Here is a 13255-nt window from a genome sequence, read left to right as displayed (position 1 = left end):
ATGTCCGCGCGCCTGCTCTATGTGATGGACCCGATGTGTTCCTGGTGCTGGGGCTTTGCCCCGGTGGCGCAGGCACTGGTTGAGCAGGCCCAGGCGGCCGGCGTGGACGTGCACCTGGTGGTGGGCGGCCTGCGTACCGGCAGCGGCGCGGCGCTGGAGCCGACCACCCGACGCTACATCCTTGAACACTGGCAGGCTGTCACCGACGCCACCGGCCAGCCGTTCAAGCGCGAAGGGGCCTTGCCCGACGGCTTTGTCTACGACACCGAACCTGCCTGCCGCGCCATCGTCACCGCGCGCAGCCTGGCGCCGGATTGCGCGTGGATCCTGCTGGGGCTGATCCAGCGCGCGTTTTATGTCGAGGGCCGCGATGTGACCCTGGCCAGCGTACTGGTTGAATTGGCCGAACAGGCGGGCATCCCGCGCATCGAATTTGCCGGTGCCTTCGACCGTGCCGAGCAGCATGCGGCGACGGCGGCGGATTTCAGCTGGGTGCAGGACCTGGGCATCGCCGGTTTCCCGACGCTGCTGGCCGAGCGCGATGGCCAACTGGCCTTGCTGACCAACGGCTACCAGCCATTGTCCGAGCTTTCGCCGTTGTTGAGCCGATGGCTTGAGCGAGCGGCCAGTGCCTGAGCTGCCCGCCCGCATCGACCGCCTGACCTGGGCGGAAATTCGCCGCCTGGCCTTGCGTCACAAAAAATCCCTGTGGATTGCCAATGGCGTGGCCGTGCTGGCGACCCTGTGCAGCGTGCCGATTCCCCTGCTGCTGCCGCTGCTGGTCGACGAAGTGCTGCTGGGCAGCGGCGATGCCGCGCTCAAGGTGATGAACCACGCGCTGCCCCTGGGTTGGCAAAAAGCCGCTGGCTATATCGGCCTGATGCTGCTGGTCACCCTGACCCTGCGCTGTGGCGCGCTGGTGTTCAACGTGGTGCAGGCGCGCCTGTTTGCGCGCTTGGCCAAGGACATCGTGTACCGCATCCGCGTGCGCCTGATCGAACGGCTCAAGCGCATCTCCCTCGGCGAATACGAAAGCCTGGGCAGCGGCACCGTGACCACGCACCTGGTCACCGACCTGGATACGCTGGACAAATTCGTCGGCGAAACCCTCAGCCGCTTTCTGGTGGCGATGCTGACGCTGGTGGGCACCTCGGCGATTCTGGTGTGGATGCATTGGCAGCTGGCGCTGTTGATTCTGCTGTTCAACCCGCTGGTGATCTACTTCACGGTGCAGTTGGGCAAGCGCGTCAAGCACCTCAAGAAGCTGGAAAACGACAGCACCTCGCGCTTCACCCAGGCGCTCACCGAAACCCTGGACGCCATCCAGGAAGTGCGCGCCGGCAATCGCCAGGGCTTCTTTCTCGGACGCCTGGGCGAGCGTGCCCGGGAAGTGCGTGACTACGCCATCCATTCACAATGGAAAACCGATGCCTCCAGCCGCGCCAGTGGCCTGTTGTTCCAGTTCGGTATCGACATTTTCCGCGCGGCGGCGATGCTCACGGTGCTGTTTTCCGATCTGTCCATCGGCCAGATGCTCGCCGTGTTCAGCTACCTGTGGTTCATGATCGGCCCGGTGGAACAGTTGCTGAACCTGCAATACGCCTACTACGCGGCGGGCGGTGCGCTGACACGGATCAACGAGCTGCTGGCGCGTGCCGACGAGCCGCAGTATGCCGGTGGTGAAGACCCGTTCAGCGGGCGCGAGACCGTCGGTATCGACGTGCGCGGCCTGGATTTCGGCTATGGCGAAGAGCGGGTGCTGAACCAGTTGAACCTGACCATCGCGCCTGGTGAGAAGGTCGCGATTGTGGGGGCCAGCGGCGGCGGCAAAAGTACCCTGGTGCAACTGCTGCTCGGGTTGTACACGGCGCAAGCCGGCAGCATCCGGTTCGGCGGTGCAACCCAGCAGGCCATCGGCCTTGAGACCATCCGCGAAAACGTGGCGGTGGTGCTGCAGCATCCGGCGCTGTTCAACGACACGGTGCGCGCCAACCTGACCATGGGCCGTGAACGCAGCGATGAGGCCTGCTGGCAGGCCCTGGAAATCGCTCAACTGGATGTGACCGTCAAGGCCCTGCCTCAGGGCCTGGACAGTGTGGTGGGGCGCTCCGGTGTGCGCTTTTCGGGCGGGCAGCGTCAGCGGCTGGCGATTGCGCGCATGGTGCTGGCCGAACCCAAGGTGGTGATACTCGACGAGGCCACCTCGGCGCTGGATGCGGCCACCGAGTACAACCTGCATCAGGCATTGGCGCGGTTTCTCAGCGGCCGTACTACACTGATCATCGCCCACCGTCTGTCGGCGGTGAAGCAGGCCGATCGAGTTTTGGTCTTCGATGGCGGTCACATTGCCGAAGATGGCGACCACCAGCAGTTGATCGCCGATGGCGGGCTTTACGCCAAACTTTACGGGCACCTGCAACAAGTGCGTTGATTTGGCCTAGGCTGAGCTATCGGAAGCAGATTTTCGTGCGCTTACCCAGCTGTGCATGTGCAAGGGACTTCATGAAGCAAAAGCGGACTCTAGGAACGCCACGGCTGCTGGGCATCGTCTGGCCCTTCATTGCCGTCGTACTGTTTCAGGCACTGTTGGGCTGTCTCAGTCTGTACGTGCTGTCGGCGGTGCGTGGCTATGTGGCGGGTGAAAGCTTGTGGTCCAAGGGCCAGAAGGACGCCATCTATTACCTCACGCTCTACGCCGATAACCGCGACGCGGCCACCTATCTCAAGTACCAGCAAGCCATCGCCGTGCCCCAGGGCGGGCATGAACTGCGCATCGCGCTCGACCAGCCCGTGCCGGACACCGAGGCCGCGCGCCAGGGCATCCTCAAGGGGGGGAATCACCCGGACGATGTGTCCAGCCTGATCTGGCTGTACCTCAACTTTCGCCATTTCAGCTACCTGGAAAAAGCCATCGAGCTGTGGACGGTGGGCGACGGCTACCTGGTGCAACTGGATGACCTGGCCCGCTCGATGCACGGCGCGATCAACAGCGGCCAGGTCAGCGAGCGGGATGTGCGGCGCTGGAAGGCGCATATTTTTGCGATCAACGATGGCGTGACGCCGGCAGCCATGGCCTTCAGCGATGCCTTGGGCGAGGGGTCGCGGATGATTCTGCGGCTGCTGGTGATCACCAACCTGGCCACCGCCCTGGTTTTGATCGCACTGGCGCTGCTGCGCACGCACAAACTGCTGACCCAGCGCCACGCGTTTGCCGATGCGCTGCAACTCGAGAGGGAGCGCGCGCAGATCACCCTGGAGTCAATCGGTGACGGCGTCATTACCACTGATGTCGACGGCGCGATCACTTACCTGAACCCGGCTGCCGAAGCGCTGACCCACTGGACCTCGGCCCAGGCCCAGGGTTTGCCGCTGGCGGCGCTGTTCAAGTTGCTGGATGAAGATGCCGAGTCCGATGGCTTCACCCTGATCGAACACATCATCAAAGGGCAGCTCAGTGGCGGCAGTGACCATTCAACGCTGATCCAGCGCCTGGACGGCAGCACTGTTTCGGTGACGCTGGTGGGGGCGCCGATCCGCAGCGCAGGCAAGATCAGTGGCGCGGTGCTGGTGCTGCATGACATGACTCAGGAGCGTCAATACATCGCCAACCTGTCCTGGCAGGCGACTCACGATGCCTTGACCGGTCTGGCCAATCGGCGCGAATTCGAGCACCGCCTGGAGCAGGTGTTGCAGCAGGCGGGGCGCCAGCCCAATGCCCGGCATGCGCTGATGTTCCTCGACCTGGATCAGTTCAAGCTGGTCAATGACACCTGCGGGCACGCGGCAGGTGACGAACTGCTGCGGCATATCTGCGCGTTGTTGCAATCGGACCTGCGCGAAGATGACACCCTGGCACGGCTGGGCGGCGACGAGTTCGGCATCCTGCTGGAGAACTGCCCGGTGCCGGTGGCGGAAAAGATCGCCGAAAGCCTGCGCCATACGGTGCAAAGCCTGCATTTCGTTTGGAAGGGCCGGCCGTTCATGACCACCGTGAGCATCGGCCTGGTGCATATCACCAGCACGCCGACCACCCTGGAAACCTCGCTGCGCACGGCCGACATGGCGTGCTACATGGCCAAGGAAAAAGGCCGCAACCGCGTGCAGGTCTACCATGCCGACGATTCCGAGCTGTCCATGCGCTTTGGTGAAATGGCCTGGGTACAGCGTTTGCACATGGCACTGGAAGAAGACCGTTTTTGCCTGTACGCCCAGGAAATTTCGCCGCTGGGGCAAACGGAGGGTGGCAGTGGCCACATTGAAATCCTGTTGCGCCTGCACGATGAAACCGGCCGCATCATTCTGCCGGACAGTTTTATTCCTGCGGCCGAGCGTTATGGGCTGATGACGTCTCTGGATCGCTGGGTGGTGGAAAACGTGTTCAAGATTATCGCCCGCTGCCTGCATGAGCGCCCGGGCCGGCCCATGGCGATGTGTGCGATCAATCTGTCAGGCATCACCATTGGCGATGATGATTTTCTCGGCTTTTTACGTGAGAAATTCAACACTTACAGTATTCCACCGGAAATGATTTGTTTTGAAATAACCGAGACAAGTGCTATCGCCAATTTGGGCAGTGCAATTCGCTTTATTAATGAACTCAAAGCCTTAGGTTGCCACTTCTCCCTCGACGACTTTTGCGCCGGAATGTCCTCATTCGCTTATCTGAAACATTTACCTGTAGACTTCCTGAAGATCGATGGAAGTTTCGTAAAGGATATGCTGGACGACCCGATTAACCGTGCCATGGTTGAAGTGATCAACCATATCGGCCATGTCATGGGTAAGCGCACAATTGCCGAGTTTGTAGAGACACCCCAAATCGAACAGGCGTTACTGGAGATTGGTGTGGATTACGCTCAGGGCTACCTGATTGAACGCCCGCAATTGTTTACCTTCGATAGCCTGCAGTGCCGACCCGCGCGGCCGCAGCCATTGTTATTCAAGGCGCCCGGCACATTCCGCTGAAACATTTGCTGGTCTGTACAATCACACTTAAAAAGGAGCCCTACAGTGATCGACACATTCAACCGAACCGGCCCGCTTATGGAAGCCTCGAGTTACCCAGCCTGGGCGCAACAACTGATCCAGGACTGTAGCGAGAGCAAGCGCCGGGTTGTCGAACACGAACTGTACCAGCGCATGCGCGACAATACGCTCAGCGCCAAAACCATGCGCCACTACCTGATCGGTGGCTGGCCTGTGGTGGAACAGTTTGCCTTGTACATGGCACAAAACCTCACCAAAACCAAGTTCGCGCGCCATCCTGGGGAGGATATGGCGCGACGTTGGCTGATGCGCAATATTCGTGTGGAACTCAACCACGCCGACTATTGGGTTCATTGGGCCCGTGCCCATGGCGTCAGCCTTGAAGAACTGCAGGCGCAAAACGTACCGCCGGAGCTGCACGCACTGAGCCATTGGTGCTGGCACACCAGTTCGTCCGATGCGTTGATCGTCGCGATTGCCGCCACCAACTATGCGATCGAGGGGGCGACCGGGGAGTGGTCGGCCGTGGTGTGTTCAACCGGTGTGTATGCGGCGGCCTTCCCTGAGGAAGACCGCAAGCGGGCGATGAAGTGGTTGAAGATGCATGCCCAGTACGACGATGCTCACCCATGGGAAGCGCTGGAGATCATTTGCACCCTGGCCGGCATGAACCCGACCAGAGCCCTGCAGGAAGAACTGCGCCAGGCCGTGTGCAAGAGCTACGACTACATGTACCTGTTCCTGGAAAGCTGCATGCGTCTGGAGAGAGAAACAGCGTCCGTGGCCGCCCGAGAACGGCCGGTACGCGTGGCCAGCGAAGCATGATGTAAACCCAGTGGCGGGGGCTTACCCCGCCATTGCCAAACGGTTGCGACCTTCACGCTTGGCGACATACAAGGCGTTGTCGGCGCGGCGCAGCAGGCTCTCGGCGGATTCGGCCGCCAGCAAGGTGGAGCAACCCAGGCTCACCGTCAGATCGATGCGGGTATCGTCCGCCCAATAATTCTCGGCCTGTGCCGCCTGGCGCAGTCGCTCGCCGACCATCGCCGCCGCCTCCCGGCTGGTGTTGGAGAGCAGGATCAGAAATTCTTCCCCGCCATACCTGAACACCATGTCCACATTACGCAACTGGCCCTTGATCGACGCCGCCACTGCGCGCAGCACGTGGTCGCCGGCGCTGTGGCCATGGGTGTCATTGATGTGCTTGAAGTGATCGATGTCCAGCATCAGCAGCGACAATGGGTTCAAATGCCGGCGCGCCATGTCGATTTCGCGCTGCAGGGTCTGGTCCATGGCGATGCGGTTGCCCGTCTGGGTCAGCGGGTCGCGCAGCGCGCTGCGGGTGGCCGTGCGATAAAGCAGGGCATTGCGCATTGGGTAGAGCAGGGTGGACAGCAGTGATTCGAGCTGCCCCAGTTCTTCCTCGGCCAGGCGCTGATTGCGGCGCAACACCAGTTCGCCCAGAGGTTCGCCCTCGTGGCTGAGGGTGTAACTCACCGAGTGATGGCCGCGCTGGCCGAACTCAAGTCGCAGGTCGCTGGCCTGATGGCGATAAACCATCGCGTCGAGGGGCACCAGTCGCTGGATTTCGCGAAAGAACAGACCCAGGATGCGCTCCGGCTCCAGGCTGGTTTGCAGATGCTGCCCCAGTTGCTGGCGTAACTGAGCCAGCGTTACGGGGCGGTGCGCCAGCGGCGAGGGCTGACCGAAACCCAGGCGTTGCAATTTGGCGCTGTCGAAGTCGATTGCGTGGATCTGGGTAGGTGTTTTCATCAGCAATCGGCCTCTCAGCACTTGAACGTCTTACAGGCTAAGTCAGCGTGTCGGGTGCCATTACTTGCCCTGCTTGGGAAGTGTTAGAGCGAGATTCATGCCAATTCGTTTAATTAAAAAAAAACACCTTACAAATCAATGGCGGTTTCTACGGGCGCAAACGCCTGCCTAAGTGTCACGCCGGTTATTTGGCTGATGCACCAGGATGTTGTGATCAATCTGCTCAATCGACGTCACGCCGGTCAGTGTCATGGCCACGCGCATTTCCCTGGCGAAGATGTCCAGCAGGTTTTCCACGCCCTGCTGGCCATCGGCAGCCAGCGCATAGGCAGTGGCGCGCCCCAGCAGGCAGGCCTTGGCACCCAGGGCCAGCATGCGCACCACGTCGAGACCGGAGCGAATGCCCGAATCCACCAGCACGGTCAGCTCATCGCCCACCGCGTCGGCAATGGGCGGCAGCGCCCTGGCGGTGGACAGCACGCCATCGAGCTGCCGCCCGCCATGGTTGGACACCACGATGCCGTCCGCGCCGAAACTCACCGCGTCCCTCGCATCCTGCGGGTCGAGGATGCCCTTGATAATCATCGGGCCCTTCCAGACGTCGCGGATCCATTCCAGGTCTTTCCAACTGATCGAGGGGTCGAAGTTGTTGGCCAGCCAGCCCATGTAATCTTCCAGGTGCGTGGGTTTGCCCAGATACGTTGAAATGTTGCCCAGGTCGTGGGGGCGGCCCATCAACCCCACATCGAACGCCCACTGCGGCTTGGTGATGGCCTGCAACAGCCTGCGCTGAGCGGCGTACGGCCCGGACATGCCCGAGTGCGCGTCGCGGTAGCGTGCACCGGGCGTCGGCATGTCGACGGTAAACACCAGAGTGGTCACGCCGGCAGCCTGCGCGCGCTCCAGTGCGTTGCGCATGAAGCCGCGGTCCTTGAGCACATACAACTGAAACCAGAGGGGCTGCGAGCTTTGCGACGCCACTTCCTCAATCGAACACACCGACACCGTCGACAGGCAAAAGGGAATGCCCTTGTTGGCCGCCGCCCTGGCCGCCTGCACTTCACCGCGCCGCGCGAACATGCCGGTCAGCCCCACCGGACTCAGGATCACCGGCAAGGCATGTTCCTGACCGAACAACGAGGTGCTGAGACTCAGGTTGTCGACGTTGCGCAGCACCCGCTGGCGCAGGCCGATGTCGGTCAAGTCCGAGCAGTTGGCGCGCAAGGTGTGTTCGGCGTAGGCGCCGCCGTCGATGTAGTCGAACAAAAAACGCGGCAACTTTCGCTTGGCGGCGGCGCGGTAATCGGAAGCGGACGAGATGATCATTGGGCAGTGTCTCCGGCAGGATGCGTTAACCATAGGCAAAGATCTGGCATGATAAAAACAACTTTTATCACTACAGCCAAGTCGCAAAAGGAATGCCGATGAACCTGCGCACATTGCGCGCCTTTGTTGAGGTGGTGCGCCAGGGAGGGTTCTCCCAGGCGGCCGAGGTGGTGTCCCTCACCCAGTCCACCGTAAGCAAGGCGGTCAAGACCCTGGAAGAGGAATTGGGCATGCCGCTGCTCAATCGTCTCGGTCACCGAAACGAGCTTACCGCCGCCGGCGAAATGACCTACCGCCACGCGCTGGCGCTGCTCGCCGAACACGCCAACCTTGTGGCCGAAATCCACGACCTGCGCGGCCTCAAACGCGGCGTATTGCGCATCGGCTTGCCGCCGGTGGGCTGCGGCCTGCTGTTTGCGAGCATGTTTGCGATTTACCGCAGCCGCTACCCGGACATCGAGATCGAGCTGACCGAATACGGCAGCAAGAAACTGCGCGAATGCCTGCAAGCCGGTGAGGTCGACCTCGCGGCACTGCTGTTGCCCGTGGATGAAGGCTTCGACTATCAGCCCGTACGCAATGAACCCTTGATCGCCGTCTTGCCGGTCAGCCATCCTCTGGCGCTGCGCAGCCGCATCGACTTCACGGATCTGGCCGACTCACCGTTCATCCTCTTTGAAGCCGGCTTCGCGCTGAACGCCAAGATCCTCGCCGCCTGCGAGCGCAGGGGTGTGACACCCAAGGTCACCGCGCGCAGCGCACAGATCGACTTCATCGTCGATCTGGTCGCCGCCGGCCTCGGTGTCGCCTTCCTGCCGCGCATGCTCGCGCTCAAGCACCAGCACGCCGGCATTGCCCTGATCCCCCTGGACGAACCGCACACCGACTGGCACATCGCCCTGGCCTGGCGCAGCAGCGCACACCTGCCGCCGGCGGCGCGGGCCTGGCTGGATCTGGCCGAGGAGCAGCAGCTTTCTGCAGGCCATCCGCTTTAAACCTGGCAGTCAGCAGGGCAGGGTTGACTTCTTCTTTTTAATCAGTAACATACGGCGCATTCCGCGATAGCTCAGTTGGTAGAGCAAATGACTGTTAATCATTGGGTCCCTGGTTCGAGTCCAGGTCGTGGAGCCAGATAGAAAAGCCTGCAGCGATGCAGGCTTTTTTTTGCCTGGGATTTGCCGAAGGTAACAGACCAGGCCGGGCAGGCACTAAAGTGAAAAAGGGCGGTCAACAGGCCCCCACTTTCAAGATATGAAACATGCACTTACGTATTATTGCCGCTGCCTTGTCTGCCCTGGTTTTCCTTGCGCCTGTCGCCCACGCCCGCAACCTGTCGGCCCTCTACTCGAACGACGAAAAGCGCCTGTCCTTTGACAGCTGCGCCGACCTGTTCCCGGCCGCACCGATCAACACCGCCACCGTACCCGCCAGCCTGAAACCGCTGGCGCTGTGTTCCGACAACTTTGCCGTGCTCTACTCGCAAACCAGCAAGACGCCGCTGGTGGTGGTCGAACGCCTCAACGCCGCCTTGTTGAAAGCTGCGAAAGGCGAAGAGCGTACCAACCAGTTCTACGCCGACCCGCGCATTCCCAAAGGCGGTCGCGCGGAGCTGAGTGACTACCATGCCCAGCACCCTGCGGTGGACCGCGGCCACCAGTCGCCGGCCGCCGACGCGCCAGACGCGCATGCCATGGCGCAGTCGTTCGCGCTGTCGAACATGGTGCCGCAAGACCCCACCAACAACCGCAAGATCTGGAGCAAGGTCGAGTCCGATGTGCGCAAGTTCGCCGCGCGCGCGGGCGGCGATGTGTTTGTGTTCACCGGTCCGTTGTTCGACGCGGGCTACGGCACCATTGGCCGCAATAAGGTGTGGGTGCCGACGCGGCTGTTCAAACTGGTGTATGACGCCGCTTCCAAACGTGCCTGGGCCTATGTGCTGCCTAATTCGGAAACCCGCATTCAACGGCCGATGGATTACGACAGCTTCGTGAAAACCACCGGGCTGAAGTTGTTGGGCAATCTGCCGGTGAGCGGTTCGATAGGCCGTGGCTGATCGAGCGTCCCACGGTAGGAGCGGGTGAGCCGGCTGCTACGAAAAAACGGCATACTGGCCGTCCTGCAATCAACGTCAAACGAGATCTCCATGAGCACCTCCCTTTCGCTGGCGCCCACGCGCAAGCCAGTCGCGCCGCTGCTGGCCTTTATCCTGCTGGTCGCCGGCGCGCTGTTCCTGCAAAACACGGTCGGCGCGCGCCAGGTGCTGTTGCTGGTGGTCGGCGCTGCCCTGGGCCTGATCCTCCACCACGCCGCCTTCGGTTTCACCTCGGCGTGGCGCGTGTTCATCAAGGACCGGCGCGGTGCCGGGCTGCGTGCGCAGATGGTGATGCTGGCGGTGGCGGTGCTGCTGTTTTTCCCGGCGCTGGGCGCGGGCACGCTGTTTGGCCAGCCGGTTGTGGGGCTGGTGGCGCCGGCCGGGGTGTCGGTGGTGTTTGGCGCCTTTATCTTCGGCATCGGCATGCAACTGGGGGGCGGCTGTGCGTCGGGCACCTTGTTCACCGTGGGCGGCGGCAATGCGCGCATGCTGGTGACACTGTTGTTCTTTATCTGTGGTTCGCTGATCGCCACGCACCATGTGGATTGGTGGTTTGCGCTGCCGGCGTTCCCGGCGATGTCCATCGTCAAGAGTTTTGGCGTAGTACCAGCATTGGTCCTGAGCCTGGTGGTGTTTGCGGCGATTGCGTTGCTGACCGTGCGCCTGGAAAAAGCCCGGCACGGCCAGCTTGAAGAAGGCGTGACAAGCGAGCACCAGGGGCTGCGCCGCTTCCTGCGCGGGCCGTGGCCGCTGGTGTGGGGCGCGATTGGCCTGGCGCTGCTCAACTATGCCACCCTGGCCCTGGCCGGTCGGCCATGGGGTATCACCTCAGCGTTCGCGCTGTGGGGCGCCAAGGTGGCGAGCGGGTTGGGGGTGGACGTGTCCGGCTGGGCGTTCTGGCAGATGCCCGGCAATGCCAAAGCCCTGGCCGCGCCGGTATGGGAAGACATCACCAGCGTGATGGACATCGGCATCGTTCTCGGCGCGCTGCTGGCCGCAGGCCTGGCCGGACGCTTCGCCCCCAGCCTGAAAATCCCCGCGCGTTCGCTGATAGCCGCAGTGATCGGCGGGCTGCTGCTCGGCTACGGCTCGCGCCTGGCCTACGGCTGCAACATCGGCGCGTACTTCAGCGGCATTGCCTCGGGCAGCCTGCATGGCTGGGTGTGGCTGGTGGCGGCGTTTATCGGCAACGGCGTGGGTGTGCGCCTGCGGCCGTTTTTCTTCGCAGGTGAAAGGCCGCAGGTGGCGTTGAACGGTTGCTGAATCAGCTCTGCGGGGAAAGCCCGGGTGTTTGATCCGCTTCGTTCGCCAGCCTTTCCCGCTCGGCCTTGCTGATGTATTTGTCTTTGCTTTTAGGCGCCAATTTGGCATTGGCCTTCTTCGCCTTCGCTTTGAAAAGTTGCTGCAGTTTCTTTTGACGGTTCATGGTTTCCAGTCCGGATGTGTGCAGGCGCGGATGATAGCAGTTTGAGTTGGCATGACCGCTGGCTGGTCGGGCTCAAGTGGTTTACCTGGCTTGATTGCGCGACGCGATCCAACCTGGAAACAAGCGTTAATAGAATCGATCAGCAGCCACTACACGGGCTGGACTAGGTTTTTTTGACCGGTACGCACCGGCATCTAAAATCCACTAGCATTGGCAAGGAGTAGCCGATAGGCTACAAGTGATACTGTGACCAATTTGATCGGCAGGACGCCCGAGTTCGATACATGGCTCGACGGTATGAGGGATGTTTGGGGCAAGACTGCTGTGTTGGCCCGACTTGACCGCGCTGAAGAAAACAACTTTGGCGATTGTGAGTCGATAGGCGAAGGCCTGAGTGAAATGCGTGTTTTCGTCGGCCCCGGCTACAGGGTTTACTTTGTACGTACGGGAATTACTGCCTACCTGATGCTGTGGGGGAGTGATAAAACCGATCAGAAGAGAGGAATCAAACGGGCAAAAGAGATTCTTGATGCCCTGAGAGGTCAGTGAGATGAGCGAGTCAAAATTCAAGCCAGAGGACATGCCGATCCTCGACCTGGACACTACCGGCACCCGCACCTATGAAGCTTCGCGCTTCCTCGACAGCCCGGAATCCATCAGTGCTTACCTGGCGCACAGCATGCAGGCCAATGACCCGCAGTTGCTGATGAAGGCGCTGGCCGAGGTCGCTAAAGCGTTGGGCGTGAGCAAGGTGGCAGAGGCAGCCGGGGTGAACCGAGAGAGTCTGTATAAAACCCTGAAGGGCGGTAGCAAAACGCGCTATGAGACTGTCCAGAAATTGATGGCGGCGCTGGGCGTCGAGCTGACGGTGCGGCCAATGGCTGCACCTGCCAGTCAAAAAACGGTACGGGCCAAACATGCCGTCGCCGGCGATTCATGATCCAAAGGACCCACAGTTGAACGAACACACATTATCCCGACGCCTTGAGCGCGTGGCGGCGCAGGTGCCGGCGGGGGCGCGCCTGGCGGATATCGGTTCCGATCACGGTTACCTGCCGGTGGCGTTGGTGCATCGCGGGGTGATCACGGCGGCGGTGGCAGGGGAGGTGGCCGAGACGCCCTTTCGGGCGGCCGAGCGCAGTGTCCGTGAGAAGGGGCTGGAGCCGCTGATCAGGGTGCGCCTGGCCAGTGGGCTGGCGGCCATCGAACCGGATGACGGGATTACCGCCATCAGCCTGTGCGGCATGGGCGGGGAGACGATTCGCGACATTCTCGACGCTGGCAAGGCGCGTCTCACCGGCCAGGAACGCCTGATCCTGCAGCCCAATGGCGGTGAGCAACCGCTGCGTCAGTGGCTGATGGACAACGGCTACCGAATCCTCCACGAGGAACTGCTGCACGAGAACCGTTTCTACTACGAAATTATCGTTGCCGAACGTACCGGGCCGGTCGCCTATACGCCCGAACAACTGTACTTCGGCCCACTGAACCTGCAGGCACGCAGCCCGGTGTTTTTCGCCAAGTGGCAGCGTCTGTTGCGCCTGAAGCAGCGCACCCTCGCAGGCTTCGAGCGAGCGTTGCAAGGGGGCCCGGAACACAGGCTGCAAGCACTTCAACGGCAGGTGCGATGGATCACCGCCTTGCTGGCGTAA

13 protein-coding genes and 1 tRNA gene are annotated in these 13255 nt (G+C 61.7%); 11 read left to right on the top strand and 3 right to left on the bottom strand.

Translation table 11 applies throughout. From position 1 onward, the window contains the following. From JOE32_RS09015 to JOE32_RS09000, 4 genes are all read left to right on the top strand, one after another. On the top strand, positions 1-636 hold the full coding sequence (locus tag JOE32_RS09015; protein WP_209983292.1) for a DsbA family protein: 636 nt from the start codon (positions 1-3) through the stop codon (positions 634-636). Between the two features lies 1 nt (position 637). Beyond that, positions 638-2431 (top strand): ABC transporter ATP-binding protein, encoded by a 1794-nt coding sequence (locus JOE32_RS09010; RefSeq protein WP_209990432.1) that lies wholly within the window; start codon positions 638-640, stop codon positions 2429-2431. Positions 2432-2502: 71 nt separating this feature from the next. Then, positions 2503-4965, top strand: a complete 2463-nt coding sequence (locus JOE32_RS09005) for an EAL domain-containing protein (protein ID WP_209983290.1) — start codon at positions 2503-2505, stop codon at positions 4963-4965. 45 nt (positions 4966-5010) lie between these two features. Next, the gene (locus JOE32_RS09000; protein WP_209983286.1) at positions 5011-5811 is read left to right on the top strand and encodes an iron-containing redox enzyme family protein; all 801 of its coding nucleotides are present in this window, start codon (positions 5011-5013) and stop codon (positions 5809-5811) included. A gap of 21 nt (positions 5812-5832) precedes the next feature. Here JOE32_RS09000 and JOE32_RS08995 read toward each other — a convergent pair whose 3' ends face one another. Both JOE32_RS08995 and lldD read right to left on the bottom strand, forming a co-directional pair. Next, positions 5833-6759 carry a GGDEF domain-containing protein gene (locus JOE32_RS08995; protein WP_209983284.1) on the bottom strand — a complete coding sequence of 309 codons (927 nt, stop codon included), beginning with the start codon at positions 6757-6759 and terminating at the stop codon, positions 5833-5835. Positions 6760-6927: 168 nt separating this feature from the next. Next, positions 6928-8085: an FMN-dependent L-lactate dehydrogenase LldD gene (lldD, locus tag JOE32_RS08990; protein WP_209983282.1), complete on the bottom strand. Its 1158-nt coding sequence runs from the start codon at positions 8083-8085 to the stop codon at positions 6928-6930. A 98-nt stretch (positions 8086-8183) separates the two neighbouring features. Here lldD and JOE32_RS08985 point away from each other — a divergent pair, with 98 nt between their 5' ends. From JOE32_RS08985 to JOE32_RS08970, 4 genes are all read left to right on the top strand, one after another. Then, positions 8184-9080 (top strand): LysR family transcriptional regulator, encoded by an 897-nt coding sequence (locus JOE32_RS08985; RefSeq protein WP_209983280.1) that lies wholly within the window; start codon positions 8184-8186, stop codon positions 9078-9080. Between the two features lie 60 nt (positions 9081-9140). Beyond that, positions 9141-9216: transfer RNA gene (locus JOE32_RS08980), tRNA-Asn, on the top strand. Positions 9217-9343: 127 nt separating this feature from the next. Next, entirely contained in the window at positions 9344-10138 is a 795-nt protein-coding gene (locus JOE32_RS08975; RefSeq protein WP_209983278.1) for a DNA/RNA non-specific endonuclease, read from the top strand. A 90-nt stretch (positions 10139-10228) separates the two neighbouring features. After that, the gene (locus JOE32_RS08970) at positions 10229-11440 is read left to right on the top strand and encodes a YeeE/YedE family protein (protein ID WP_209983276.1); all 1212 of its coding nucleotides are present in this window, start codon (positions 10229-10231) and stop codon (positions 11438-11440) included. Between the two features lies 1 nt (position 11441). Here JOE32_RS08970 and JOE32_RS08965 read toward each other — a convergent pair whose 3' ends face one another. Next, complete coding sequence (locus JOE32_RS08965) at positions 11442-11603, bottom strand: DUF2986 domain-containing protein (protein WP_209983274.1); 162 nt, start codon at positions 11601-11603, stop codon at positions 11442-11444. A 246-nt stretch (positions 11604-11849) separates the two neighbouring features. Between JOE32_RS08965 and JOE32_RS08960 the strand changes: the two genes are divergently transcribed. From JOE32_RS08960 to JOE32_RS08950, 3 genes are read left to right on the top strand one after another with little or no spacing between them, the layout of a single operon-like run. Continuing rightward, positions 11850-12152: a type II toxin-antitoxin system RelE/ParE family toxin gene (locus JOE32_RS08960; RefSeq protein WP_209983273.1), complete on the top strand. Its 303-nt coding sequence runs from the start codon at positions 11850-11852 to the stop codon at positions 12150-12152. 1 nt (position 12153) lies between these two features. Further along, positions 12154-12543 carry an addiction module antidote protein gene (locus tag JOE32_RS08955; RefSeq protein WP_209983270.1) on the top strand — a complete coding sequence of 130 codons (390 nt, stop codon included), beginning with the start codon at positions 12154-12156 and terminating at the stop codon, positions 12541-12543. A gap of 16 nt (positions 12544-12559) precedes the next feature. Continuing rightward, on the top strand, positions 12560-13255 hold the full coding sequence (locus tag JOE32_RS08950; protein ID WP_209983268.1) for a tRNA (adenine(22)-N(1))-methyltransferase TrmK: 696 nt from the start codon (positions 12560-12562) through the stop codon (positions 13253-13255).

It is taken from the genome of Pseudomonas sp. PvP025 (assembly GCF_017832155.1).
GTDB lineage: Bacteria > Pseudomonadota > Gammaproteobacteria > Pseudomonadales > Pseudomonadaceae > Aquipseudomonas.
Note: the sequence above shows the minus strand (reverse complement) of the source record. Positions and strands in the feature narration are given on the sequence as shown.

Coding starts and splice junctions, on each gene's coding strand:
- JOE32_RS09015 (WP_209983292.1), top strand. CDS start 1: ATGTCCGCGCGCCTGCTCTATGTGATGGACCCGATGTGTTCCTGGTGC.
- JOE32_RS08970 (WP_209983276.1), top strand. CDS start 10,229: ATGAGCACCTCCCTTTCGCTGGCGCCCACGCGCAAGCCAGTCGCGCCG.
- lldD (WP_209983282.1), bottom strand. CDS start 8,085: ATGATCATCTCGTCCGCTTCCGATTACCGCGCCGCCGCCAAGCGAAAG.
- JOE32_RS09005 (WP_209983290.1), top strand. CDS start 2,503: ATGAAGCAAAAGCGGACTCTAGGAACGCCACGGCTGCTGGGCATCGTC.
- JOE32_RS08965 (WP_209983274.1), bottom strand. CDS start 11,603: ATGAACCGTCAAAAGAAACTGCAGCAACTTTTCAAAGCGAAGGCGAAG.
- JOE32_RS08955 (WP_209983270.1), top strand. CDS start 12,154: ATGAGCGAGTCAAAATTCAAGCCAGAGGACATGCCGATCCTCGACCTG.
- JOE32_RS08975 (WP_209983278.1), top strand. CDS start 9,344: ATGCACTTACGTATTATTGCCGCTGCCTTGTCTGCCCTGGTTTTCCTT.
- JOE32_RS08995 (WP_209983284.1), bottom strand. CDS start 6,759: ATGAAAACACCTACCCAGATCCACGCAATCGACTTCGACAGCGCCAAA.
- JOE32_RS08985 (WP_209983280.1), top strand. CDS start 8,184: ATGAACCTGCGCACATTGCGCGCCTTTGTTGAGGTGGTGCGCCAGGGA.